Below are 25,514 nucleotides of genomic sequence, written 5' to 3'. Positions count from 1 at the left end.
CGCTGGCACTATGCTTGTGCCGACGCAGCTCACGACCCTCACGGAACACGCCCACATGAAGATCGTCGAAGTCGACCACCCGCTGATCCGCCACAAGCTCGGCCTGATGCGCCAGGCGGACCTCAGCACCAAGCATTTCCGCGAACTGGCCGGCGAGATCGCCGCCCTGCTCACCTACGAGGCCACGCGCGACCTCGAAACCGAGGACACCGAGGTCGAAGGCTGGGCCGGACCGGTCACCGTGCGCCGCATCAAGGGCCGCAAGATCACCGTGGTACCGATCCTGCGCGCCGGTCTGGGCATGCTGCCCGGCGTGCTGGACATGATCCCGGCGGCAAAGGTCAGCGTGGTCGGCCTGCAGCGCGACGAGACCACGCACCAGCCGACCACCTACTACGAGAAGCTGACCGGCCGCATGGACGAGCGCACGGCCATGATCGTCGACCCGATGCTGGCCACCGCCGGCACCCTGATCGCCACCGTCGACATGCTCAAGGCCGCCGGCTGCAAGCGCATCAAGGGCCTGTTCCTGGTCGCCGCGCCGGAAGGGCTGGACCGCGTGATCGCCACGCATCCGGACATCGAGATCTACACCGCGGCCATCGACGAGCGGCTCAACGAGAATCGCTATATCCTGCCGGGACTGGGCGATGCCGGCGATCGCATCTTCGGCACGCGGCAGGACCACGCCGCATCCGCCTGAGCCGTCGGACAGGGACCTGCACGCTGAAGGACGCAGCGTCACACCGACGTAAGATAGTCGACCTATCTTGGGGGAGATAGGTCTTTCAACATGGACTCTTGGGGAGGTTGAACATGAGACTCAACGGACGTTGCGCCGCCATCGGCGCAGCCTTGGCGATGCTTTGCGCGGTCATGCCCGCGATGGCGTCGGATCTGACCATCAGCCAGTTCCGCGTGCGCGGACCGTCGGGCGGCAACGACGAATTCGTCGAACTGCACAACGGCGGCGCGTCCGCGGTGGACGTGAGCGGCTACGCATTCCAGGCATCGAACGCCTCCGGCACCGTCGGCACCCGCGCCACGCTGCCCTCCGGCACCACCATCGCGCCGGGCTGCTTCCTGCTGCTGACCAACACCGCCAGCAACGGCTACTCCGGCAGCGTCGCCGGCGACATCGACTACAAGACCGGCGTGACCGACACCGGCGGCCTGGCCCTGACCGACGCCAGCGGCAACATCATCGACCAGGTCGGTCTGAGCTCCGGCTCAGCCTTCGGCGAAGGCACCCGCCTGAGCTCGCTGGGTTCGACCAACGCCGACCGCAGTTACGCGCGCAAGGCCAACGCCAACGGCGCCATCCAGGACACCGACGACAACGCGACCGACTTCGCGCTGCAGCAGCCGTCCGATCCGCACAACGCGGCCAGCACCTGCACCGCCGTCGGCTTCAGCGTCTCGGTGGCCGACGCCTCCGTGACCGAAGGCGACAGCGGCGACCGCGCCATGCAGTTCACCCTCACCCTGAGCGAGCCGGCGCCGACCGCGGGCGCCAGCGTGCGCGTGACCACGGCCGACGACACCGCCACCGTGGCCGACCACGACTACGATGCGCTCGACCAGGTCGTCAGCTTCGCGCCGGGCGCGACCACGGCCACCGTCGACGTCACCGTGCACGGCGACACCAAGGTCGAGTCCGACGAGGACTTCTTCCTGCGCCTCAGCGACGCCTCGACCGGCCTGTCCATCGGCAACGGCCAGGCCATCGGCGCGATCCTCAACGACGACATCGCCACGGTCGAGATCTTCGACATCCAGGGCAGCGGCAGCGCCTCGCCATACGATGGCCAGAAGGTGCGCACGCTGGACAACATCGTCACCGCGGTCGGCCCGAACGGCTTCTTCATCCAGACGCCGGATGCGCGCGACGACCACAACCGCCTGACCTCGAACGGCGTCTACGTCTACACCGGCAGCGCGCCGACCGTCGCCGTCGGCGATGCGGTCGACGTGGTCGCCCGCGTGTCCGAGTACTACGACCTGACCGAGCTGGGCAGCGCCACGGTCACCGTCGACAGCCACGACAACGCCCTGCCCGCCGCCGTCGTGTTCGACAAGAACACGCCGTCCAGCGATCCAGCGCATCTGTCGTGCGGCGACACCAACTTCGAGTGCTTTGAAGGCATGCGCGTGACCGTCGCCGACGGCATCGTCGACCGCGGCAACCAGAGCTACAGCGGCGACCGCTACGCCGAGTTCTTCGCCAGCGCCGGCGGCGTGCGTTCGCTGCGCAGCCAGGGCGTGCCCTACGGCGACCAGCCGTCGGACGTGAACTCCGGCGTGTGGGACGGCAACCCGGAAGTGTTCGAGGTCGATGCCGACGCGCTGGGCACCGTGCCCAACGGCACTGGCTACAACGGCGGCTCGCGCTTCACCGCGACCGGCGTGATGAGCTACGACTACGGCGACTACGAACTGTGGCCGTCGTCGATCCAGGTCACCCACGACAACCCGATGCCGCGCCCGGTACACGACCGCGTCGGCATGGGCACGCTGCGCCTGGGCAACTTCAACCTGCTGCGCCTGTGCGACACCGTGGCCGGCAACACCACCTACACCTGCGGCGACCGCGGCGAACCGACCGAAGCGGAACTGGCGATCAAGCTGCAGCGCCTGTCGCAGTACATCGGCGGCGTGCTGAAGACGCCGGACGTGCTGTCGGTGGAGGAAGTGGAGAACATCGGCGTGCTGCAGCAGCTGGCCGATCAGCTCAACAGCGACTGGGGCACGAACTACACGCCGTATCTGGTCGAAGGCCATGATCCGAGCGGCATCGACATCGGCTTCCTGGTGCGCAGCGAGCGCGTCATGGTGACCGGCATCCAGCAGCTGGGCGGCGACACCACCTGGACCGATCCGGCCAGCGGCCAGACCGCGTTCCTGCAGGACCGTCCGCCGCTGCTGCTGGAAGGCCGCCTGCGCGGCCCGGGCAGCTTCGCCTTCCACGTGCTGGCCGTGCATCCGAAGTCGCGCATCGGCGTCGACAGCGGCAGCAGCGCCGACCGCAACCGCGAGAAGCGCTTCGAGCAGGCCAAGGAAACCGCGCAGTTCGTGCAGGCCCTGCAGAGCGACCCACGCTACCGCAACATGCCGCTGATCGTGATGGGCGACTTCAACGCCTACCAGTTCACCGACGGCTGGGTCGACGTGGTCGGCGCCATCGCCGGCACCTACGACGACAGCGCCAATCTGCTGGACCTGGGCGGCAACATCGTCCGTCCGGCGCTGTGGAACGCCGTGCAGTCGGTGCCGGAGAACGATCGCTACTCGTTCCTCTACACCGAGCAGCTGGGCGCGATCCAGGGCTACGCCACGCGTGACGTGCCGGTGATGCAGGTGCTCGACCAGGCGCTGCTGAACACCGTGGCCAAGCATTACTTCGAGCGCTTCGAGTACGGCCGCGGCGACCTCGACGCACCGGACGAGACCGAGTACCAGGCCTACAACGCCACCGGTCTGGAGAAGGCCGTCGGCGTGTCCGACCACGACGGCTTCGTGCTCGACCTGGCGCGTCCTCACGGCCCGCACGGTCACGGCTGGTGGGGGCGCGAGCACGGCCATCACCACGATCGCGACCACGGCCATGGACACCACGGCCACTGAGTCGCGAGCGGACTTCGTCCGATCCATCTGGGGCCCGCCACTCGGCGGGCCCTTTTTGTGCGCGGGCCGCCGCGCCTTGCCGCGCCTACATCCGCTTCGATGAACGAGAGCTAAAAAGATTTCGCGGGGGGATGTTCGGGAAATATCCTCAGGCGTAGGATTCCAGTCGCCGGCAATCCCGCCGGTTCCTTTTCGGGTATCCCTCGATGTCGATCAAGACCAAGATCACGGCCGTCGCCGCCGCCGCCCTGTTCTGCACCGCGTTCATGGCCCAGCCGGTTCTGGCCGCCGCCACGCAGGCCAAGCCGGCCGCCGCCGCCAAGAAAGCCGTGCATCACAAGAAGGCGCATCATCATCACAAGATGGCCAAGCATCACGCCAAGAGCGCGAAGAAGGCTGGCGCCAAGGCGACGACCGCCAAGAAGTGATCCCGGTCGCGCTTCGTGCGCGCCACCGGTGCGACGCTCTGCATGCGCCGCATTCGACTGAACGCCCGGTTCCGCCGGGCGTTCAGCGTTTCAGGGGTAGCGCAGAGCGTGACAGTCGACGACCGTACCGCACCGAGACCGCACCGACGCTGCACTGGCACCACCCCGACGCTGCGTAGCACCACCCCGACGCTGCGTAGCACCACCTCGACACTGCACTAACATCACACCGGCACCGCACTAGCATCACCCCGACACCGCACTAGCATCACCCCGACACCGCACTAGCATCACCCCGACACCGCACTGGCGTCACACCAGCGCCGCATCGCATGGCGCCGGCACTGACCTGCGAAGAAGCCCCATCCTGGCGTCATTCCTGCGAAAGCAGGAACCCAGCGACTTTCAGACGCAAGGAGAAAGCTAAAGCCACTGGGTCCCGGCTTCCACCGGGATGACGACCGGAGCCCCCCCGGATGGATAGCGCCTCCACCACTCAGCGAAAACGATCCGTCGCCTCGATCAACTCATGCAGAATGCCCGGCTCGAAGCTGGAATGGCCCGCATCCTGCACGATGCGCAGGTCCGCCTGCGGCCAGGCGCGATGCAGGTCCCAGGCGCTGCGCATCGGACACACCACGTCATAACGCCCCTGCACGATCACGGCCGGAATCCCGGCCAGCCGATCCGCGTTGCGCAGCAGCTGATCGTCGTGCTCGAAGAAGCCGCCGTGCACGAAGTAGTGGCACTCGATGCGCGCGAAGGCGGTGGCAAAGGCATCGCCGCCCGCCGTGTCGATGTAGTCCTGATTCGGCTGCAGGAAGCTGCCGCCCGCCTCCCACACCGACCACGCCTTGGCCGCGGCCAGCTGCGTGGCGCGGTCGTCGCTGGTCAGACGGCGGTAATAGGCGCTCATCATGTCGCCGCGCTCGACCTCGGGAATGGCCGCCACATAGGTTTCCCAGGCGTCCGGATAGATCGCGTCGGCACCCTTCTGATAGAACCACTCCAGCTCCCAGCGCCGCAGCATGAAAATGCCGCGCAACACCAGCTCGCTGACCTTGTCCGGATGCGTCTCGGCATACGCCAGCGCCAGCGTCGACCCCCACGAACCGCCGAACACCTGCCAGCGATCGACGCCCAGATGCTCGCGCAGCCGCTCGATGTCGGCGACCAGATGCCAGGTGGTGTTCTCGGTCAGCTCCGCATGCGGCGTCGAACGCCCGCAACCGCGCTGATCGAACAGAATGATGCGGTACGCCTCCGGATCGAAGAACCGCCGGCAATCCGCATTGCAGCCACCGCCCGGCCCGCCGTGCAGGAACACCACCGGCTTGCCATCCGGATTGCCGCACTGCTCGTAGTACAGCGTGTGCAGCCCCGAGACCGGCAGCATGCCGCTGTCGTAGGGCTCGATTTCCGGGTACAGAGTGCGGCGGTCACTGGCCATGAATGGCTCCATCGTCGGGTACGAAAGAGCCAAGGATACCGCGCTTGTTGCATGGCTTTGAAACTGCGCATACTACGAGAGCCAATGAAGATGAACCGCTATGCCTCGATCTGTCGTGATCGACGAAGCAATACAAACCCTAAAATCGCAATCCAAAGCGGATGTCGTCCTGCTGGATCATCTTGCTCTTCCTCAAGCGAATCGCCGCGCGTTGCTCTTCACATACAACATCAAGCGTTCCAACAACTCGCTGCCTGTTACACTCCTAATATATGCCGCCGTAACTAATACACTCTCGCTGCTAACGCATAACACACCAGAGCAGCAACGACGGCAGCAGATACAGCACGAGCCAAGCCACTGAATGACCCTAGGATTCCCATGATTGATGCCACCGCGATCACGATCACGATCATACTGAGTGCAACACCCCGTTTAGGGAATCTAATCTAAGTTAGGCCTCATCGCATGCGCAGCTATACCTTCTTGACCCCGCTTGCCGTGAATCTCGCCATTGCCCTGCTGATTCTTGCCGGCAGGAAGAAACATAGCCGCCTATCGGGCGAGGGCGACAACGAGGTATTTTTCTTTCCTCGGCCGTACAGCTTACTGTGCGCCTTTTTCGCGGTTCTTTATGCAATTATCCCATTCGTTCCTAGGCTCCGTGGCAACGCTAATCAGGTGATGTGGTTCATTGCTTGGCTCTCGATCTCCGCCACCCACCTTCTCGCTGGTCTATTCTTCTCGCACTACAAGGTAGTGCTTGGTCGCGAGACCTTTTCCGTTGGCACGTTTTGGACGCGGACGTTCCGACTTTCCGACATAACAAGCACCCGTTTGATCGAAGGCAGGAGTCCCGAGTACATTGTTTTTCTAAGGAACGGCGGCAAGCTTCGTTTTTCCGGTCTCTTGGCGGATTTTGATCGCTTGACCGTATGCCTTGGCCCGTCAGCCAAGCATCAGACCTAACAATTCGTTCAAGCGGAAGCTCGCGGCGCTACCATGCCGATGAAAACGGGAGCAGGTTCACTTTCGGGTCGACCGCTCTGGCCAGCTCTTGCTATGACACCACCGGGAAGCAACCTGGTGGAGCAACTACAGCCACTGATTCGATAAGTCAGCATTCCAATCCCATGCTGCTATCGGTTTAAAACCCCGAAAGCAGCAATGCGCTCAGCTATCGAACAACTTCCCCGGATTCAGAATCCCGTGCGGGTCGAACACGCGCTTCATCTGCCGCATCAGTTCGATCTCGGCGGGCGTGCGGATCGTGTCCAGGTAGGGTTTCTTCAGCAACCCCACGCCGTGCTCGGCGGAGATGCTGCCGCCGTGGCGCTGCAGCACTTCGCACAGCATGCCGGTGACGCGGCCGCATTCGGTGACGAAGTCCTGCATCGCCATCGCCTCGGGACGCAGCACGCTGATGTGCAGGTTGCCGTCGCCGATGTGGCCGTACCAGACCACCTCGAAATCCGGGTATTCGCGGGCGAACAGGGCCTGCATGTCGGCCAGGAAGGCCGGCACGCGGGACACGCGTACCGAGACGTCGTTCTTGTACGGCGTGCGGGACGCCAGCGATTCGGTGATGCCTTCGCGCAGGTGCCACAGCTCCGCCGCCTGCGTTTCGCTCTGCGCCATCACGCCGTCGATCAGCCAGCCCTGCTCGGCGCCGTGCTCGAACGCGGCCAGGGCGGCCTCGCTCGTGGCTTCGTCCGGCGTTTCGTATTCGACCAGCACGTAGTACGGCGCTTCGCTATCGAACGGACGCTTGCCGCCATGCGCCAGCACGTGAGCCAGCGCCTTGTCGGTGAAAAACTCGAACGCGGTTAGCGGCAGGCGCGCGCGGAACATGGCGAAGGCCTGCATCAGGCTGTCCATGTCGGGCACCGCCATGACCATCACCTGCGGCGCGCGCGGCGGATCGGTCAGGCGCATGGTGGCCTCGACGATCAGGCCCAGCGTGCCTTCGGAGCCGGCGAACAGATGACGCAGGTCGTAACCGGTGGCGTTCTTGACCAGGCCGCGATTGCATTCCAGCACTTCGCCGGTGCCGGTGACGACCTTCACCCCCGCCAGCCAGTCGCGCGTCAGGCCGTAGCGGATGACCTTGATGCCGCCGGCGTTGGTGGCGATGTTGCCGCCGATCTGGCTGGAGCCGCGGCTGCCGAAGTCGACCGGGTAGTACAGCCCTTTCTCGCGCGCCGCCTGTTGCAGCGTCTCGGTGATCACGCCGGCCTCGACGGTCAGGGTGCGATCGATGGGATCGAAGTCGAGGATGCGATGCATGCGCTGCATCGACACCACCACCTCACCGTGCATCGCCACCGCGCCGCCGGACAGGCCGGTGCGTCCGCCCGAGGGCACCAGCGCGACGTTCTGTTCGACCGCCCAGCGCACCAGCGCCTGCACTTCCTCGACGCTTTCCGGCAGCGCCACGGCCAGCGGCGCCGGCGGGTACTGGCGGGTCCAGTCGCGACCGTAGTGTTCCAGATCGGAAGGCTCGGTCAGCACGCGCTCGGACGGGAGCAGGTGGCGCAGGGAAGCGAGGACGTCGGACATGGCGATGATCGGCGCGGAATCGAAACCCCGAGTGTACGTCACGCGATGCGCGTCACCCGCGACGAATCGTCATTTCCGCCGCCGCCCACGCTTCTGGCATAGTCGGCACTTCACCCTGCCCACAGCCCTCCGAGCCATGCCCAAGACCTCGTTTCCGCGCGAAGACCTGAAGATTCTGCTGCTGGAAGGCGTCAGCCCGACCGCGGTCGAGGCCTTCAAGGCCGCCGGATACACGCGCATCGAATACCACGACAAGGCGCTGCCGCACGACGAACTGCTGACGGCGATCGAGGACGCACACATGGTCGGCCTGCGCTCGCGCACGCAGCTGACCGACGAGGTCATCGGCCACGCGCGCCGCCTGTTCGCGGTCGGCTGCTTCTGCATCGGCACCAACCAGGTGCGACTGGATACCGCGCGCCTGCGCGGCATTCCGGTGTTCAACGCGCCCTACTCCAATACCCGCAGCGTGGCCGAACTGGTGCTGGCCGAGACCATCCTGCTGATGCGTCGCATTCCCGAGCGCAACGCCGCCGCCCACCGCGGCGACTGGCTGAAGACCGCCGACGGCAGCTTCGAGGTGCGCGGCAAGACGCTGGGCATCGTCGGCTACGGCCACATCGGCACCCAGGTCGGCGTGCTGGCCGAGTCGCTGGGCATGCGCGTGCTGTATCACGACATCGAGCCCAAACTGATGCTCGGCAATGCGCAATGCGCGGACAGCCTGAACGCGCTGCTGGCCGCGTCCGACGTGGTCACGCTGCACGTGCCGCAGACGCCGGAAACCGCCAACATGATCGGCGCGGACGAGATCGCGGCCATGCGCCCCGGCAGCATGCTGATCAATGCCTCGCGCGGCAACGTGGTCGATATCGATGCCCTCGCCGCCGCCCTGCGTAGCGGTCATCTGGCCGGCGCCGCGGTCGACGTGTTCCCGCGCGAACCCAAGAGCAAGGGCGAGGAGTTCGTCTCGCCACTGCGCGAATTCGACAACGTGCTGCTGACCCCGCACGTCGGCGGCAGCACGCAGGAAGCGCAGGCCAACATCGGCCAGGAAGTCGCCGCCAAGCTGATCCGCTACAGCGACAACGGCTCCACGCTGTCGGCCGTCAACTTCCCCGAAGTGGCGCTGCCCGGCCACCCGGACAGCCGCCGCCTGCTGCACATCCATCGCAACGTGCCGGGCATGCTGTCGCGGGTCAACGAAGTGTGCTCGCGCGACGACATCAACATCGACGGCCAGTACCTGCAGACCGACGGCGAGATCGGCTACGTGGTCATCGACATCAGCGCCACCGAGGCGGCCGCCGAGAGCATCAAGGAGCAGCTGGCCGCCATCGACGGCACCCTGCGCACCCGCCTGCTGTACTGAGTCCGCGCGCTGACGCGCAGGAGGTGCCGCCGTGCACGATGTGGTCAATCTGGCCGAAAAACTCGCGAAGATCGACGCGCACTGGTCGCCGCGCGTCGTCGCCGAGCTCAACGACTACCAGCTGAAGCTGGTGAAGCTGCAGGGAGCGTTCGTCTGGCACCGGCATGCCGACACCGACGAGCTGTTCCTGGTGATCCAAGGCCGCATGGGCATCCGTCTGCGCGACGGCGAAGTCCGTCTCGAAAGCGGCGAACTGTACGTCGTGCCGCGCGGTGTCGAGCATCAGCCCTACGCCGAGGACGAATGCCAGGTGCTGCTGATCGAACCGCGCGGCGTGGTCAACACCGGCGACGCCGAGGATACATCGCTGCAGGCTGAGAACGACCGCTGGATCTGAAACCCGCCGACCATGCGACGACCGTGACGCATGCATCGCAGGGCATGAGCGACGCCTAGCCACCGTCGACCGCAGATCTGCCGCAACACATGTGCAACCGTCCGCCACCGCGCCCGCAGGCGTGCAGGACGCCTTCGCACGTGCGCATCGCCCCCCTTCGCCAGCACATGAACCGGTAACTCGACCGATTCGCTTGCCCATGCACACATTCGGAAACGACATCGGCCATTCGGAAGATTCCCTTGTTCATCCAACGGTTAGGAGTGTATGGTGCAAAAAAGGCAATAAGGAAATAGCCACTCTAGCCGGTCCGAATCAAGCGAAAACCGTTCTGTTCGACTGCGGGGATGCCGAGAGTGCGACAAGGAAAAGTTCGTTCGTCTTTGCTTACGTTCGCTGCGTTGACGCTAGGCGCCGCAGTGATCATCCTCGTCGGCGGACGACTCTATGCGAACGCCGAACTGCAAGCGACGCAGCATCGCTACGAGTCCGATGATCGCGAAGCCCTGCAGGTGGCGGCTTATGCGCTGAACCAGAAAATGACTTCTGCGGTGACGGACGTGAAATACCTCGCCGACCTGCCGCGTCTGCACCTGACCGCCGCCGCCCCCTCCACGGACAACCTCGACCTGCTGGCGAAGAACTTCGCCGCTTACATGAATATCCGCGGGAATTTCGACCAGGTTCGCTGGATCGACGATAGCGGTCACGAACGCCTGCGCCTGAACTTCGTCAACGGCCGCGCGCAACGTGTGCCCGACGATGCCTTGCAGAACAAGGCCGATCGTCCCTACTTCACCGACACCATGGGCCTCACCGGAAAGGCGATCTATGTCTCGCCACTCGACCTGAACGTCGAACACGGGCGCATTGAAGTGCCGCACAAGCCGGTCATACGGCTGGCCACACCGGTGCTCGATCCGCAACATCAGCGACACGGCATTCTGGTGGTCAACTATCTCGGCGACCGCCTGCTCGACACCTTTGTCCGGGCCCCGGGTAGCAAAGGCAAGCGCTTGATGCTGGTCAATGCGAACGGGTACTGGATCAGGGGTCCGACGCAGCAGGACGAATGGGGATTCATGTTCGGCCGCAAGATCACCCTGGGCACAAGCCATCCGGAACTCTGGAATGCAGTACGCACCGGTTCCAGCGGCCAATTCAGCCGGAAAGACGGACTGTGGAGCTGGCGCGTCATCCATCCCGTCGGGGACGTCGACTCCGGTTTCAGGAGCGATGCCGGTACACCGGTTTCCATCCACACCCAGGGCACCTACGCCTGGTACGCGCTCCTGAACCTCCCGCCTGACACCCTGGCCGAAGCCCGCCACCGGATATGGACATCCACCGCACTCGTGATGGGTTTCGGCTTTCTGTGCGCGCTTCTGGTCAACTTGTGGGTGGCGCGTTCGCAGCTGAAGATCGCGCGCCTGAACGAAAATCTGGAAGAACGCGCCCGGGCGGCGGAGGTCGCCAGCGAGGCCAAGGCCAACTTCCTCGCCAACATGAGTCATGAAGTGCGCACGCCGATGAACGCGATCCTCGGCCTGGCCTATTTGCTGGAAAAATCCGAACTGCCGAGCGAGGCGCGCAAGCTGGTACGCAAGATTCGCGGGGCGGGGCGCTCGCTGCTGGGTATCGTCAACGACATCCTCGACTTTTCCAAGATCGAAGCCGGACGCCTGAAGCTCGAACATGTCGAGTTCCGCCTCAGCGAGGTGCTGGACAACGTTTCGACAGTGATGTCCAGCACTGCCGTGGACAAGGAGCTGGACCTGATCGTCTCGCCGCCGCTGGGCGTGGATCATCTGCTCGGCGACGCCCTGCGACTGGAACAGATCCTGATCAATCTCACTAGCAACGCGATCAAGTTCACCCAAAGCGGGCACGTCGAGATCAAGATCAACGTCGAACCGAGCGAACCCGATGCCGACCCGCAAAGCGTGCAATTGCGCTTCGCCGTGCTCGACACCGGCATCGGCATCACGGCCGAGCAGCAGAAGGAAATCTTCGCGCCCTTCACCCAGGCGGACGATTCCACGACGCGCCGTTTCGGCGGCACCGGCCTGGGACTGGCGATCACGCGGCAACTGGTCGCCATGATGGGCGGCGAACTTCACGTCCAGAGCATGCCCGGCATCGGCAGCGAATTCTGGTTTGCATTGCGCTTCGATCGCGCCCAGGTCTCGCAACCATCGGCGCCGGAGATGGTGCATGTCGACGTGCTGATGGCCGACGACAACCCCATGGCGCGAGACGCCCTGCGCATCACCGCCTTGTCCCTGGGCTGGAATCCGAAACTGGCGTCGTCCGGCGACGACGCCATACGGCTGGCCGCAGACAACCGTTGCGACGTCATCGTGCTGGACTGGATGATGCCGGGCACGGACGGACTGGCCGCAGCCAGCGCGATTCGCCGTCAAGCGCGTAACGGACGGTTGCCCATCATCATCATGGTCACCGCGCATTCGCGCGAAGCGCTACTCGCCGCTCCGGGCTACGAGGCGGTGGACGCGATACTGGCCAAGCCTGTCACCGCATCGAGTCTGTACGACACGGTGGCAACCGCCATGCGCAAGCACCATGTCGACGATGACAAACCGGCGCCGCCGCCGATACAACACATGCGCCTGCAGGGCCTGCGCATCCTGGTGGTTGACGACAGCGACATCAATCGCGACATCGCCAAACGCATCTTCGCCGGTGAAGGCGCCGACGTCGCCCTGGCCGAGGACGGACGCCAGGCCATCGACTGGTTGCAGGCCCATGTCGAGGATGTCGATGTGGTGCTGATGGATATCCAGATGCCGGTGATGGACGGCTGCGAGGCGACACGCATCATCCGCAGCACGCCCAGCCTGGCCGCCTTGCCCGTCATCGCGCTCACCGCGGGCGCCTTCAAGAGTCACCAGGCGGCGGCCCGCGAAGCCGGCGTCGACGATTTCATCAGCAAGCCGTTCGATGTCGACTCCGCAATCGCGTTGATCCGCGGCATCTGCGCACATCAGACGGCCGCACACCCCGCAACGGGCGCGAGGCCGCGCACGGAGCACCACGCCATCCGCGCAACGCACGGCAAATTGCCCGGACTGGACGTCGAACGCGGACTTACGCTGTGGCTGGAGGAAGACGTTTATCGCAAGTATCTGCGCAAGTTCGCGCGCGAGCACGGCGCAGACTTCATCGAATCGATGCGCCGGGCGACGGCTTCCGAAGCCGCAGGCATGGCCCACAAGATCGCCGGCACCGCCGGGCATCTCGCACTTGTCGACGTCGCCGAAATCGCGCGCGGCATGGAACGCGCCCTACGCGATGGCGAGAGTGGAACAGCGGATGTCGAGCGCCTCCGCGAAGCGCTGGAAACCGCAAGAACGTCGATCGCACGCTACGCACCGGAGTCTCCGGCTGAAACCGACGCGAACGACGACGCGGACATCGACCGCGATGCCGTGACGGCACTGCTGCGCGAAGCGCTCGCCGTGCTGTCTCGCGACACGACACAAGGCATGCGCCCGCTTCTGGCCGAACTGGACAAGCGACTCCCGGCCGGCCGCATGAGGGACCTGCGCACATGCGTGGAGAACTTCGACTTCCGCGGCGGCGAGGCGGCCGTCCGCGCACTCGCCGCCGAACTCAGCATCATGGAGGGAATCTGAGCCATGGCCAACGAATCCATTCTCATCGTCGACGACGAACCGCAGAATCTGGCCGTGCTGCAGCAGATTCTCGACGACGATTACCTTCTCGTGTTCGCCCGCAGCGGCACCGAAGCGCTGGAAGCGGCGCGCAAGCACGCGCCCGACCTGGTCCTGATGGACGTACAAATGCCGAACATGGACGGTTATACGGCCTGTCGACAACTGAAGGCCGATCCGGCCACTGTGTCCATTCCGGTGATCTTCGTGACCACGCTGTCGGACATCGGCAACGAGACCGCCGGCTTCCAGGCCGGCGCGGTGGACTACATCATCAAACCGATATCGTCCGCCGTGGTCCGCGCCCGCGTGCATACGCACCTTTCGCTGGTGCAGGCAACATTGCTCGAACGCAGCTACCACGACGCCATCCATATGCTGGGCGAGGCCGGGCACTACAACGACCTCGACACAGGCGTACACATCTGGCGCATGGCCGCCTACTCGGCGGCACTGGCTGAGGCCGCCGGCTGGGGGCCGCAGCGACGCCGTCTGCTCGAACTGGCCGCGCCGATGCACGACACCGGCAAGATCGGCATCCCCGATTCGATCCTGCGCAAGCCCGGCCCGCTCGATGCCGACGAATGGAAGGTGATGCGCACGCATACACGCATCGGCCACGACATCCTGGCCAAGAGCGACGCCCCCGTCTTTCGACTGGCGGCGGAGATTGCCCTGCGGCACCACGAATGGTGGGACGGCAGCGGCTACCCCGACGGTCTGGCGGAACGCGCCATTCCCGAGTCGGCACGGATCGTCGCCATCGCCGATACGTTCGACGCGCTGACCATGGACCGCCCGTACAAACAGGCCTGGCCGGTCGGTCAGGCCATGGCCCGGCTACGGCAAGACGCCGGCAGCCACTTCGAGCCCCGCCTGGTACGCATCTTCGACAACATCCTGCCGCTGATTCTCGACATCAAATCGAGCTGGGATGCCAGAGACCGGATCACCGCGCAGCCTATCGGCCCCCAGTACGCCCATCTGCGCCGTCTGGTCGCACCGATGGCTTCCTGAGAGCCTCTCGTCTGACTCGCCTCGCCCGATAAAGAAGAGCGTCTTCCGGGCACAAAAAAAGCGCTCCAGAGAGCGCTTTTTCCGATGTCGTGCTTGCCGCGAATGGTCGGGGCGGCGAGATTCGAACTCGCGACCCCTACAACCCCATTGTAGTGCGCTACCAGGCTGCGCTACGCCCCGACGGGCGGCAAACAAGAGGCGCGATTCTAGCCGATTGCGCCGAAGAACGATAGCGGCTGCGATCAGTGGCGCAGAATATCGAGGACTTCTTCCAGCTCCATGCGCACCTGATGCACGATCTGCTGCGACAGGCTGGACTCGACCTGGGCCTCGCCGCCTTCCAGTCGCGCACGCGCGCCAGTGATGGTGAAACCCTGTTCGTACAGCAACGAACGGATCTGACGAATCATCAGCACGTCGTGGCGCTGGTAATAGCGCCGATTGCCACGGCGCTTGACCGGCTTCAGGGCCGGGAACTCCTGTTCCCAGTACCGCAGCACGTGCGGCTTCACGGCGCAGAGCTCGCTGACCTCACCGATGGTGAAGTAGCGCTTGGCCGGGATGACGGGGAGTTCTGCGTTACTGCCTGGGTCCAGCATAGCCTTCGACTCGCACCTTGAGCTTCTGGCCCGGACGGAACGTCACCACACGACGGGCGGAGATGGGAATTTCCTCGCCGGTCTTCGGGTTACGCCCGGGACGCTGATTCTTCTGGCGCAGATCGAAGTTGCCGAAACCCGACAGCTTGACCTGCTCCCCCTTTTCGAGCGCTTCGCGAACGGCTTCGAAGAACGCATCGACGAATTCTTTCGCTTCGCGCTTGTTCAAGCCTACGTCCTGAAACAGCCGCTCGGCCATGTCTGCCTTGGTCAGCGCCATTTCACCCTCGCAGTCGCGCCATGCAATCGCGTTCCAGCGCAGCCAACGCATCGGCTACGCACTGGTCCGCGTCCTCGTCCGTAAGAGTGCGTGAAGCGTCCTGTAAAATCAAGCCCATAGCGAGGCTTTTGCGTCCATCACCCAAACCTTTGCCAGCGTAGCGGTCAAACACCAGCAATTGCGCCAATCGTGCGCCCAACGTGGCGCGAACGCAGGCTTCCACGGCGCCCCAGGACACCGTGTCCGACAATTCCACGGCCAGGTCGCGCCGCACCGACGGATAACGCGAAACAGGCTGCGCATGCGGCAGAGTACGCGGCTGCAGTATCGGCAGATGCAGTTGTCCGACCAGCACGCCCGCGTCCAGGTCCAGCGCACTCGTCAGACGCGGATGCAGTTCGCCGATGTAGCCGGCGACCTTGCCGTCGCGCAGCACGCGCGCGCCGCGCCCCGGATGCAGCCAGTGCGGCAGCGCCTCGGCGTCGAAACTCCAGGCCTGCGGGTCGGCGCACAGCGCCAGCACCGACTCCAGGTCGCCCTTCAGATCGTGAAAGTCGACCGCCCGCGACGGCTGCCCCCATTGCTCGGCATGCGCCGCGCCGCTGGCGACCAGCGCCAGTTCCGCGGTTTCGACGGGCGCGTCCGCGCCGGCCTTGAAGACGTTGCCCAGCTCGAACAGACGCACGCGCGACTGCTGCCGCGCGCGATTGCGGCGCAGCGCCTCGATCAAGCCCGGCAGCAGCGAAGGCCGCATCACCGCCAGATCGGCCGACAACGGATTGGCCAGCGCCACGGTGTCGGCGTCCAGGCCCCAGTCCTGCAGCAGTTCGGCCTTCACGAAAGCCATGCAGATGGCTTCCTGATAACCGCGCGCGGCCAGCTGAAGCCCCAGATCGAGCGGTTTCAGACGGCCTTCCGGATCGGCTTGCAGCGCCAGCTCGCCGCTGGGCGCGTGGGTCGGAATGTGCTCGTAGCCGTGGATGCGGATGACTTCTTCGATGAGGTCTTCTTCGCGCTCGATATCGAAACGATGACTCGGCGGACGCGCACGCCAGCCGTCGGCCGTGTCCTCGACCTCGCACTGCAGCGCTTCGAGCATGCGGTGCACGGCCGTGTCTTCGATACGCAGACCCAGCACGCGTTCCAGTCGTGCGCGACGCAACGACACGACCTCGCGCACCGGCAGATCCTCGACGCGCTCGGCGCCGAGCAGCGGCCCGGCCTTGCCGCCGGCCAGTTCCCGCAGCAACGCGCTGGCGCGCTCCAGCGCCTGCCGCGGCAGCTCCGGATCGACGCCGCGCTCGAAGCGGTGCGAGGCATCGGTGTGCAAACCCAGCTTGCGCGCGCGACCGCTGATCGCGGTGGGCGCGAAGTGCGCGCTCTCCAGGAACACATTGCGAGTGGCGTCGGTGACGCTGGACGCCAGGCCGCCCATGATGCCGGCCACGGCCAGCGGCGCGGCCTCGTCGGCGATCAGCAGGAACTCGGGCGTCAAGGTGACTTCGGTGCCGTCGAGCAGAGTCAGCGGTTCGCCGTCCCGCGCGTGGCGCACCACGATCGCGCCCTGCAGCCGATCATTGTCGAAGGCGTGCAACGGCTGCCCGGTTTCCAGCATGACGTAGTTGGTGACATCGACCACCACGCTGATCGGACGCAGGCCCGCGCGGCGCAGGCGCTCGGCCATCCACAGCGGCGTCGGCGCCGACGGGTCGATGCCCTCGACGATGCGGCCCAGGTAGCGCGGACAGTCGGCGCCGGCGTCCAGGCGCACTTCGCGCGAGGCTTCGCCGTCGATGGCGACGGCCGACGGCGGCTCGATCTTCAGCGTGCTGTCGAACTGCGCGGCGACGTCGCGCGCCAGCCCCCACATGCCCAGGCAGTCGGGACGGTTCGGCGTCAGGCCGATCTCGATGGCGGCGTCCGGCAGCCCCAGCAACTCGGCGAAGGGCGCGCCGGTGCGGGCATCGGCCGGCAGCTCCATCAGGCCGGAAGCGTCGCTGTCCACGCCCAGCTCCTTGGCCGAACACAGCATGCCCGACGATTCCACGCCGCGCAGCTTGGCCTTCTTGATCTTGATGCCGCCCGGCAGCGTCGCGCCGACCGTGGCCAGCGGCGCCTTCAGGCCGACGCGGGCGTTCGGCGCGCCGCAGACGATCTGCAGCGGTGCGTCCAATCCCGCCTCGACGGTGCAGACCTGCAGGCGGTCTGCGTCCGGATGCGGTTCGGCGGCGACGATTTCGCCGACCACCACGCCGTCCAGCGACTCGCCCAGCAACTCGACGTCCTCGACTTCGAGGCCAGCCATAGTCAGCCGTCGCAACAGGGCGTCCCGATCCGCCGGGATGTCCACCAGTTCACGCAGCCATTTCTCGGAAAATTTCATGTGTAGCGCCGCAATTCTGTATCAGGGTCGGAAGTGCGCGCGGAGTGGCGCGCCGTGGTTGCGCGCGAGGTCGCCCCCGCGCGGCCGTTCACGCAAACTGCCGCAGAAAACGCAGGTCGTTCTCGAAGAAGGCGCGCAGATCGGTCACGCCGTAGCGCAGCATGGCGAAGCGCTCGACGCCGAGGCCGAACGCGAAGCCGGTGTAGCGTTCCGGATCGATGCCGCAGTTGCGCAGCACGTTCGGATGCACCATGCCGCAGCCCAGCACTTCCATCCAGCGCTCGCTGCCGTCGTCGGTCTCCCAGCGGATGTCCAGCTCGGCCGACGGCTCAGTGAACGGGAAGAAGCTGGGCCGGAAGCGCATCTCGAAGTCGCGCTCGAAGAACGCGCGCACGAAGGTCGCCAGCGTGCCCTTCAGGTCGGCGAAACTGGAGGTCTCGTCGACCAGCAGGCCCTCGATCTGATGGAACATCGGCGAGTGCGTCTGATCCGAATCGCTGCGGTAGACCTTGCCCGGGGCGATGATGCGCACCGGCGGCTGGCGATCCTTCAGCGTGCGAATCTGCACCGGCGAGGTGTGCGTGCGCAGCAGACGGCCGTCGGGGAAGTAGAAGGTGTCGTGCATGGTCCGCGCCGGATGATTCGGCGGGAAGTTCAGTGCCTCGAAGTTGTGCCAGTCGTCCTCGATCTCGGGACCGTCGGCGCGCTGATAGCCCAGGCGCTCGAAGATGTCGGCAATGCGCTCGAGCGCGCGCGTGACCGGGTGCAGACCGGCGCGGTCGCCATCGCGGCCCGGCAGGGTCACGTCGATGCGCTCGGACGCCAGGCGCTGCGCCAGCGCGGCTTCCTGCAGGGCGTCGCGGCGGGCGTCCAGCGCCTCGCCGACGCGGACCTTGGCCTGATTGATGGCCGCGCCCGCCGCCTTGCGCTCCTCCGGCGCCAGCTTGCCCAGCGTCTTCAGCTGCGCGGTAATGCTGCCCGACTTGCCCAGCAGCGAGACGCGCAGCGCCTGCAGCGCGTCCAGCGCGTCGGTTCGTTCGATGTCCGCGAGCGCGTCGCGGACCAGGGTTTCGATATCGCTCATCGATCTGGGACCTTGTGGGTTCCTTGCGAGCGGGCCGTCCGCCCCCTCCAAACGCATGCGGGGAAGGACTCGCGCCCTTCCCCGCATGAGGATACTGCTTCGATCGCCGCCGTGGCGGCAATGTCACTGGCTCAGGCGACGCGACCGCCCTTGAGCTCGTCCTGCAGCGCTTTCAGCTCGTCAAACTTGCCTTCGGCGGCCAGCTTGGCCTGCTGCGGCCAGGTGCCCGGATCGTGGGAGGCATAACGGCTGCCGGCTTCGTGCAGGATTTCGCCGAGCTTCTCGACGCTGGTGTCGGCCAGCTTGGCGTAGGTGTCCACGCCCTGGCCCGCCAGCAGTTCGCCGATCTTCGGGCCGATGCCCTCGATCTTGGTCAGGTCGTCGCCCTTGGCGGCGGCCTTCTTCGGCGCAGCGGCCTTCTTCGCGGCCGGCTTCGGCGCGGCCTTGCCTTCCAGCGCGGCCTTGGCCTGCGCGGCGATGGCGCCGAAGGCCTTGATGTCGTGCACGGCGATGTCGGCCAGGACCTTGCGGTCAACCTCGATGCCGGCCTTGTTCAGACCGTTGATCAGGCGGCTGTACGACAGATCGAACATGCGCGCGGCGGCGTTGATACGCACGATCCACAGCGAACGGAACTGACGCTTCTTCTGCTTGCGGCCGATGTAGGCGTACTGGCCGGCCTTGATGACGGCCTGGTTGGCTACGCGATACACCTTGCGGCGGGCGTTGTAGTAGCCCTTCGCGCGACCGATGATTTTCTTGTGACGACGACGGGCGATAACGCCCCGCTTGACTCGTGCCATGGTGGTCTACTCCTGATCCTTACGCGTAGGGCAGCATGCGGGCGACGGACTTGCTGTCGCAGTCGCGCACGTGGTTGGGAGCGCGGAGGCCGCGCTTACGCTTGGTCGACTTCTTGGTCAGGATGTGCGACTTGAAGGCATGGCCGGCCTTGAACTTGCCGGTCGCCGTCTTGCGGAACCGCTTGGCAGCGGCCCGGTTGGTCTTGATCTTGGGCATGATGATTCCCTTGTCTCGTTTCTTCGACTGACCCCGGCGGCCACTGCGTGGCGCTTTCCGTCCTGCCCGGATCGGCTTGTCATGACCCGTCCATATCGGGCCGAACTGCGGATTTTACTATGAATACTGCGCGCGAGGGAAGCCTCGCACGCTACCGCCTCCGCGAGGGCTCGCGGAGACGAATGTCAGGCGTCCAGCCGAGACTTCAGGAAGTCTTCGGCGGCGCCAGCATCATCACCATCAGACGGCCTTCCTGGCGCGGAAACTGCTCGACCACGCCGTTCTCGCCGACATCCTGCTGCACGCGCGAAGCCAGCTCGCGACCGAGTTCCTGATGCGCCATCTCGCGTCCGCGGAAGCGAATGGTCACCTTGACCTTGTCGCCTTCCTCGAGGAAACGCAGGATGTTGCGCAGCTTGATCTGGTAATCGCCCACGTCCGTGTTCGGACGGAACTTGATTTCCTTGATCTCGATCTTCTTGGTCTTCTTGCGCGCCGCGTTGGCCTTTTTCTGCTGCTCGAACTTGTACTTGCCGAAGTCCATGATGCGGCAGACCGGCGGTTCGGCGTTGGGCTGGATTTCCACCAGGTCCAGGCCGGCTTCCTCGGCCATTTCCAACGCTTCGTCGCGGCTTACGATACCGACCTGCTCGCCTTCGGCGTCGATGACGCGAACCTTGGGCACGCGGATTTCGTGATTGCGACGATTACGCTTGTTGTCAGGGGTGGCGATACCTCGTCCTCCAAATGATGCTCAAGAATGACCGTGGCCGATCAGCGTCGACCCTCGGTCTCCAGCCGCGCGGCGAAATCCGCCAGCGGCATGCTGCCCAGATCCTCACCCGAGCGGCTACGCACGGAAACGGCGCCTGCCTCCTTCTCGCGGTCGCCCACGACCAGGAGATACGGCACCTTCGACAGCGTATGTTCGCGGATTTTATAGCCGACTTTTTCGTTGCGCAAATCCGCTTCCACACGGAAGCCTTTCTCGACAAGGACTTGCGCCACCTCGGCGGCGAAGTCCGCCTGTGCATCGGTGATGTTCATCACCACCGCTTGCACCGGCGCCAGCCAGGCCGGGAACTGGCCTGCATGATGTTCGATCAGGATACCGATGAAGCGCTCCATCGAACCCACGATGGCGCGATGCAACATCACCGGATGCCGACGCTGACTGTGTTCGTCCACATACTCCGCGCCCAGACGCTCGGGCATGGAGAAATCCACCTGCATGGTGCCGACCTGCCAGCCGCGGCCGATCGAGTCACGCATATGGTACTCGATCTTCGGGCCGTAGAACGCGCCCTCGCCCGGCAGCTCGTCCCACTCGACGCCGGCGGCGCGCAAGGCGCTGCGCAGGGCTTCCTCCGAAGCATCCCAGACTTCGTCCGCGCCGATGCGGTCCTCGGGACGCAGCGCGATCTTCATCTCGATGTGCTCGAAGCCGAAATCGCCGTACACCTTCATCGCCTGGGCGTGGAAGGCGGTCACCTCGGCCTCGATCTGCTCGGGCGTGCAGAAGATGTGGCCGTCGTCCTGGGTGAAGGCGCGCACACGCATCAGGCCATGCAGCGCGCCGGACGGCTCGTTGCGGTGGCAGCCGCCGAACTCGCCGTAGCGGATCGGCAGGTCGCGATAGCTGTGCAGACCGGCATTGTAGATCTGCACGTGACCCGGGCAGTTCATCGGCTTCACCGCGTAGGTGTGCTTCTCCGACTCGGTGAAGAACATGTTGTCCTTGTAGTTGTCCCAGTGGCCGGATTTCTTCCACAGCGACACGTCGAGGATCTGCGGGCCGCGCACTTCCTTGTAGCCGGAGTCGCGGTACACCTTGCGCATGTACTGCTCGACCTGCTGCCACAGCGCCCAGCCCTTCGGGTGCCAGAACACCATGCCCGGACCTTCTTCCTGCTGGTGGAACAGGCCCATGGCCTTGCCGATCTTGCGGTGGTCGCGTTTCTCGGCTTCTTCCAACTGGGTCAGGTAGGCCTTGAGCTGCTTGTCGTTGACCCACGCGGTGCCGTAGATGCGCGTCAGCATCGCGTTGTCCGAATCGCCGCGCCAGTAGGCGCCGGCCACCTTCATCAGCTTGAACGCGCGCAGCTTGCCAGTGTCGGGCACGTGCGGACCGCGGCAAAGGTCGGTGAATTCGCCCTGGCTGTAGAGCGAAAGCTCCTCGTTGGCCGGGATCGACTCGATGATCTCGGCCTTGTACTCCTCGCCCATGTCGCGGAAGAACCTCACCGCATCGTCGCGCGACTTCACGCTGCGCTCGACCGGCAGCTTCTCGTCGACGATCTTCTTCATCTCCGCCTCGATCTTTTCCAGATCTTCCGGCGTGAAGGGACGCTCGTAGGCGAAGTCGTAGTAGAAGCCGTTGTCGATGACCGGACCGATGGTGACCTGCGCGCCCGGATACAGGCGCTGCACGGCCTGCGCCAGCAGATGCGCGGTCGAGTGGCGCAGGATCTCCAGCGCCTCGGGGCTCTTGTCGGTGACGATTTCCAGGCCGGCGTCGCGATCGATGCGATAGCTGGCGTCGACCAGCTTGCCGTCGACCTTGCCGGCCAACGTGGCCTTGGCCAGACCGGCGCCGATGGAGGCGGCCACATCCTGCACGGACACGGGGTGTTCAAACGGCCGCTTGCTGCCGTCGGGAAGAGTAATTTCAATCATGGTCGGAACATTTCTGCGAGCAATAAAAAAGGGCGCGCAGCGCCCCATGGTGGAAGCCCAGCGCGAAGATTCAATGTCGGGAGTTCGTAGTGTCCATGTCGCACACTCGACCTGCAGTTACCTGCCGGCCACCTTGTTCATGTTTCGGATGGAGTGAAAGCTAGCCCGGCACCTGCATCGTGTCAACGACGCAGCGGCACCTGTGACGCATCCACCTGCTTTGCCCGGCACGGAACCATGCAGCTCTTGCTTCTCTCTGTGCCGTGCAACGGGAAGTATTGCATTGACGCAGTTCGGTCGATGCGTACTTGCGCGTAGTGACTACGACACGCAGCCCTTGAAGACTTCGGAATCCTCGTTGGGGCTTGTCGCGAGCATTTTTTCTGTCGTCATCCCGGCGAATGCCGGGACCCAGCGACTTTCTCGACGGATCGAAAGTCACTGGGTTCCTGCTTGCGCAGGAATGACGACCCCGTAGGTCGTTCACCCCGGCCCTCAGAAATAAAACCCGAAGTTCACGTTGAAGCGATGCTCGACCTTGCCGTCGCCGGCCATGCTGCCGCCGATGAACGGCTGGTTGCGCGCGGTGACGAAATCGAAATAGGTGTACAGATCGCCCGCCGACACGCCGACGCCGAGGATGTTCATGAAGGTGCTCGGCAGCATGCCGGACTTGTTGGTGATCAACGAGTAGTCGTTGTAGAAGTCCAGCCCCTTGATCGGTCCCCATCGCACCGGCTGGTGATATTTCACGTTGAAGGTGTAGGAATCGGCCTTGGCCGGAATGGAGTCGTAGAACGCGTAGGCGCCCACGGCCAGCAGGTCGCCGCCGCCGTCGACGTTGTAGTCGTAGCGCGATGCCTGCGCCTGGAGGTTCCAACGCTTGTAGGTCGTGTTCATGTGCAGCGCGTAGGCCGAGTAGCTACCGACGCTGGAGGCCGGACCTTCCAGCCCACCGTGCAGGCCCGACGCGCCCAGCTCGACCTTGAGATCGTCGTTGGGCGTGAAGGTGTAAGCGACGCGCGCAGCGGCCGTGTTCGCGCTGGCGATCGGGTGCTGCGGATCGTCGTAGATGCCCTCGCCCGCACCGCGCACGCCGACCACGTTGTACGAATAGCTGTCGGAGCGGTTGCTGACGTAACCGTCGATGCCGCCCATGCCGTCGTTCTTGAAGAACGCCAGCTGCACGTTCCACGGATCGCCCGAATACACGTACTCGACGCCCATGTGGTAGGTGTCTTCCAGCCCCAGGTAATAGTTCGAGCTGAAGAAGTAGTTGTGCGAGTTGTACGGCTGGTTGCCGAACGGGATGCGCGTCAGACCCACCTGCAACTGCTGGTGCTTGCTGAAGTCATAGCCCAGCCAAGCGTATTTCACCGCGCTCATGTACTGGAACCAGCGCCACTCGGCCTGCAACTCGATGTCGTCGACCTTGCCGCGAAAGTTCAGGCGGAAGATGTCGAAATCGGCGTCGCCGGTGCGGTGGACATTGCTCTTGTTGTAGTCCTCGTAGCTGTACTGGAAGCGCATGGCGCCGCCGACGGTGATGCCGTTCTTCTTTTTCTTCTCGACCTTGGCGACCTTGGCCTGGGTCTTCTTGCTGTCTTCGGCCAGCGTGTCCAGCTTCTTGCGCGTGTCGGACGACTGTTGCTGCGTGGCCGCCTGCTGGGCCCGCATGTCGTCGAGCTGCTTCTGCAACCTGTCGATCTGCTTCTGCATGGCGCGGATGCGCGCCGTCATGTCGGCCTGCCTGGATGGCTTGTCGTTCTTCTGGCCGGTCGTACCGGAAGCGGCCGCGTAGGGCGCAGCCAGCGCTGCGGCGATGCCGATGGCCAGCGCGCAGGCACGGGTGGATGCGTTCATGGCGATCCCCTTTTTCGATTGGATGCATGCCGGGCGACGCTGCTCAGCCGCCCGGCGCTCGGGTCAACCCGATCTCACTGGGCCGTGCCGGTGTCGGCCATGCCCTTGGTGTCGGCGCTGCCGGTCCAGGCGTCTACCTTGTCGGGATGCGCGGCGACCCACTGTTTGGCGGCCGATGCCGGATCGCTGCCCGGCTCGCGCGCGGCAGCCATGACTTGCTGCATGTCGCCGGCCGTCCAGTGAAAACCGTCGAGGATGGCGTAGGCGCCCGGATCGCTGGTCTGCAGCCCCTTGCGCGCCAGGGTGTCGATGCTCTCGGCGTCGCCATAGATGTTCTTCGGATCGGCCAGATACTTCAGCTTCCAGCGCGCCCACATCCAGTGCGGCGTCCAGCCGGTCACGACGATCCACTTGTGCTCGTCGATGGCGCTCTTCAGCGCGGCGGTCATGGTCGCGCCGCTACCGGCCACCAGCTTCAGCGGCAGGCCGTACTGCTTGATCACCTTCTGCGTCAGATCCATCTCGCCCGCGCCGGGATCGATGCCGACGATGCGGTCGTCGAACTTGTCGGCATTCGCCTTGAGCTGCTCGATGCTGTCGATGCTGACGTAATCCGGCACCACCAGACCGAGCTTGGTGCCCTGCATGTTCGGACCGAGATTGTCCAGACGATCCTTGGTCTTGGCGTAGTAGTTGGCCTGTGTGGTCGGCAGCCAGGCACACACGGTGGCGTCGGCGTCGCCATTGGCGATGGCCGAATACATGGCCGCGCCGCTGACCGACACGGCGTCCACCGTGTAGCCCTTCTGCTCCAGCGCGGCTTTCACCACGTTGGTCGCGGCGGTGCAGCTGGACCACTCGACGTAGGCCAGCTTGACGTGCCCGCCGGACGCCGCCGGCTTGGCGCTCGCCGTGGCCGCGGACGAAGACGATGCGCCGGCGTGATCGCTCGACGAGCCGCCGTTGTTGGAACAGGCGGCCAGCGCCAATGCGGCAACCGCCATAGCGCAGGTAGTGCGTAGGGATGGGGTGCGGTTCATGGAATCGCTCCTTGGCTTCAGGGGGAA

The 25,514-nt window shown here is 65.0% G+C and carries 20 protein-coding genes, 1 tRNA gene and 1 pseudogene; 8 read left to right on the top strand and 14 right to left on the bottom strand.

What is annotated here, in order from left to right; translation table 11 throughout:
* The first annotated feature begins 55 nt into the window (after positions 1-55).
* From upp to LF63_RS04565, 3 genes are all read left to right on the top strand, one after another.
* Positions 56-703 (top strand): uracil phosphoribosyltransferase, encoded by a 648-nt coding sequence (gene upp / locus LF63_RS04575; protein WP_043099944.1) that lies wholly within the window; start codon positions 56-58, stop codon positions 701-703.
* 113 nt (positions 704-816) lie between these two features.
* Positions 817-3,624 (top strand): lamin tail domain-containing protein, encoded by a 2,808-nt coding sequence (locus LF63_RS04570; protein WP_081945089.1) that lies wholly within the window; start codon positions 817-819, stop codon positions 3,622-3,624.
* A gap of 206 nt (positions 3,625-3,830) precedes the next feature.
* Positions 3,831-4,052, top strand: coding sequence for a hypothetical protein (locus LF63_RS04565; RefSeq protein WP_043099942.1), 222 nt, complete (start codon positions 3,831-3,833; stop codon positions 4,050-4,052).
* A gap of 496 nt (positions 4,053-4,548) precedes the next feature.
* On the opposite strand, the gene pip is transcribed toward LF63_RS04565, so the two are convergent.
* Positions 4,549-5,502, bottom strand: coding sequence for a prolyl aminopeptidase (gene pip / locus LF63_RS04560; RefSeq protein ID WP_043099940.1), 954 nt, complete (start codon positions 5,500-5,502; stop codon positions 4,549-4,551).
* A gap of 468 nt (positions 5,503-5,970) precedes the next feature.
* Here pip and LF63_RS04555 point away from each other — a divergent pair, with 468 nt between their 5' ends.
* Positions 5,971-6,471, top strand: coding sequence for a hypothetical protein (locus tag LF63_RS04555; RefSeq protein ID WP_043099938.1), 501 nt, complete (start codon positions 5,971-5,973; stop codon positions 6,469-6,471).
* A 204-nt stretch (positions 6,472-6,675) separates the two neighbouring features.
* Here the strand turns inward: LF63_RS04555 and LF63_RS04550 are convergent, their stop codons facing one another.
* Complete coding sequence (locus LF63_RS04550; RefSeq protein ID WP_043103153.1) at positions 6,676-8,061, bottom strand: FAD-binding oxidoreductase; 1,386 nt, start codon at positions 8,059-8,061, stop codon at positions 6,676-6,678.
* A 136-nt stretch (positions 8,062-8,197) separates the two neighbouring features.
* On the opposite strand from LF63_RS04550, the gene serA reads away from it, so the two are divergent.
* The 4 genes from serA to LF63_RS04530 all read left to right on the top strand — a co-directional run bounded on the left by serA (position 8,198) and on the right by LF63_RS04530 (position 14,542).
* Positions 8,198-9,433 (top strand): phosphoglycerate dehydrogenase, encoded by a 1,236-nt coding sequence (gene serA / locus LF63_RS04545; RefSeq protein ID WP_043099936.1) that lies wholly within the window; start codon positions 8,198-8,200, stop codon positions 9,431-9,433.
* Positions 9,434-9,464: 31 nt separating this feature from the next.
* Complete coding sequence (locus tag LF63_RS04540; RefSeq protein ID WP_043099935.1) at positions 9,465-9,830, top strand: cupin domain-containing protein; 366 nt, start codon at positions 9,465-9,467, stop codon at positions 9,828-9,830.
* A gap of 419 nt (positions 9,831-10,249) precedes the next feature.
* Complete coding sequence (locus LF63_RS04535) at positions 10,250-13,486, top strand: response regulator (protein WP_161782323.1); 3,237 nt, start codon at positions 10,250-10,252, stop codon at positions 13,484-13,486.
* 3 nt (positions 13,487-13,489) lie between these two features.
* Positions 13,490-14,542, top strand: coding sequence for a response regulator (locus LF63_RS04530; protein ID WP_052394689.1), 1,053 nt, complete (start codon positions 13,490-13,492; stop codon positions 14,540-14,542).
* Positions 14,543-14,645: 103 nt separating this feature from the next.
* Here the strand turns inward: LF63_RS04530 and LF63_RS04525 are convergent.
* From LF63_RS04525 to LF63_RS04470, 12 genes and pseudogenes are all read right to left on the bottom strand, one after another.
* Positions 14,646-14,722: transfer RNA gene (locus tag LF63_RS04525), tRNA-Pro, on the bottom strand.
* 62 nt (positions 14,723-14,784) lie between these two features.
* Complete coding sequence (locus tag LF63_RS04520) at positions 14,785-15,141, bottom strand: MerR family transcriptional regulator (protein WP_043099933.1); 357 nt, start codon at positions 15,139-15,141, stop codon at positions 14,785-14,787.
* On the bottom strand, positions 15,122-15,421 hold the full coding sequence (locus LF63_RS04515) for an integration host factor subunit alpha (RefSeq protein WP_043099931.1): 300 nt from the start codon (positions 15,419-15,421) through the stop codon (positions 15,122-15,124). Before LF63_RS04515 ends, LF63_RS04520 begins: the two co-directional genes overlap by 20 nt.
* A 1-nt stretch (position 15,422) precedes the next feature.
* Complete coding sequence (pheT, locus tag LF63_RS04510) at positions 15,423-17,804, bottom strand: phenylalanine--tRNA ligase subunit beta (protein ID WP_043099929.1); 2,382 nt, start codon at positions 17,802-17,804, stop codon at positions 15,423-15,425.
* 88 nt (positions 17,805-17,892) lie between these two features.
* Positions 17,893-18,888, bottom strand: a complete 996-nt coding sequence (gene pheS, locus LF63_RS04505; RefSeq protein ID WP_043099927.1) for a phenylalanine--tRNA ligase subunit alpha — start codon at positions 18,886-18,888, stop codon at positions 17,893-17,895.
* Between the two features lie 131 nt (positions 18,889-19,019).
* On the bottom strand, positions 19,020-19,265 hold the full coding sequence (locus tag LF63_RS16230) for a helix-hairpin-helix domain-containing protein (protein ID WP_268746050.1): 246 nt from the start codon (positions 19,263-19,265) through the stop codon (positions 19,020-19,022).
* A gap of 75 nt (positions 19,266-19,340) precedes the next feature.
* Positions 19,341-19,691, bottom strand: a pseudogene (gene rplT, locus LF63_RS16225) (50S ribosomal protein L20); the annotation flags it as partial.
* 19 nt (positions 19,692-19,710) lie between these two features.
* The gene (rpmI, locus tag LF63_RS04490) at positions 19,711-19,908 is read right to left on the bottom strand and encodes a 50S ribosomal protein L35 (protein WP_043099924.1); all 198 of its coding nucleotides are present in this window, start codon (positions 19,906-19,908) and stop codon (positions 19,711-19,713) included.
* Positions 19,909-20,113: 205 nt separating this feature from the next.
* On the bottom strand, positions 20,114-20,641 hold the full coding sequence (infC, locus tag LF63_RS04485; RefSeq protein WP_081945087.1) for a translation initiation factor IF-3: 528 nt from the start codon (positions 20,639-20,641) through the stop codon (positions 20,114-20,116).
* Positions 20,642-20,682: 41 nt separating this feature from the next.
* Positions 20,683-22,584 (bottom strand): threonine--tRNA ligase, encoded by a 1,902-nt coding sequence (gene thrS, locus LF63_RS04480; protein ID WP_043099920.1) that lies wholly within the window; start codon positions 22,582-22,584, stop codon positions 20,683-20,685.
* A gap of 495 nt (positions 22,585-23,079) precedes the next feature.
* The gene (locus LF63_RS04475) at positions 23,080-24,447 is read right to left on the bottom strand and encodes a porin family protein (protein ID WP_043099919.1); all 1,368 of its coding nucleotides are present in this window, start codon (positions 24,445-24,447) and stop codon (positions 23,080-23,082) included.
* Between the two features lie 74 nt (positions 24,448-24,521).
* Positions 24,522-25,487 carry a glycine betaine ABC transporter substrate-binding protein gene (locus LF63_RS04470; protein WP_043099918.1) on the bottom strand — a complete coding sequence of 322 codons (966 nt, stop codon included), beginning with the start codon at positions 25,485-25,487 and terminating at the stop codon, positions 24,522-24,524.
* Between the last annotated feature and the right edge of the window lie 27 nt (positions 25,488-25,514).

The organism is Oleiagrimonas soli (assembly GCF_000761445.1).
GTDB classification, from domain to species: Bacteria; Pseudomonadota; Gammaproteobacteria; order Xanthomonadales; family Rhodanobacteraceae; genus Oleiagrimonas; species Oleiagrimonas soli.
This window is presented reverse-complemented; position numbering and strand designations above follow the sequence as displayed.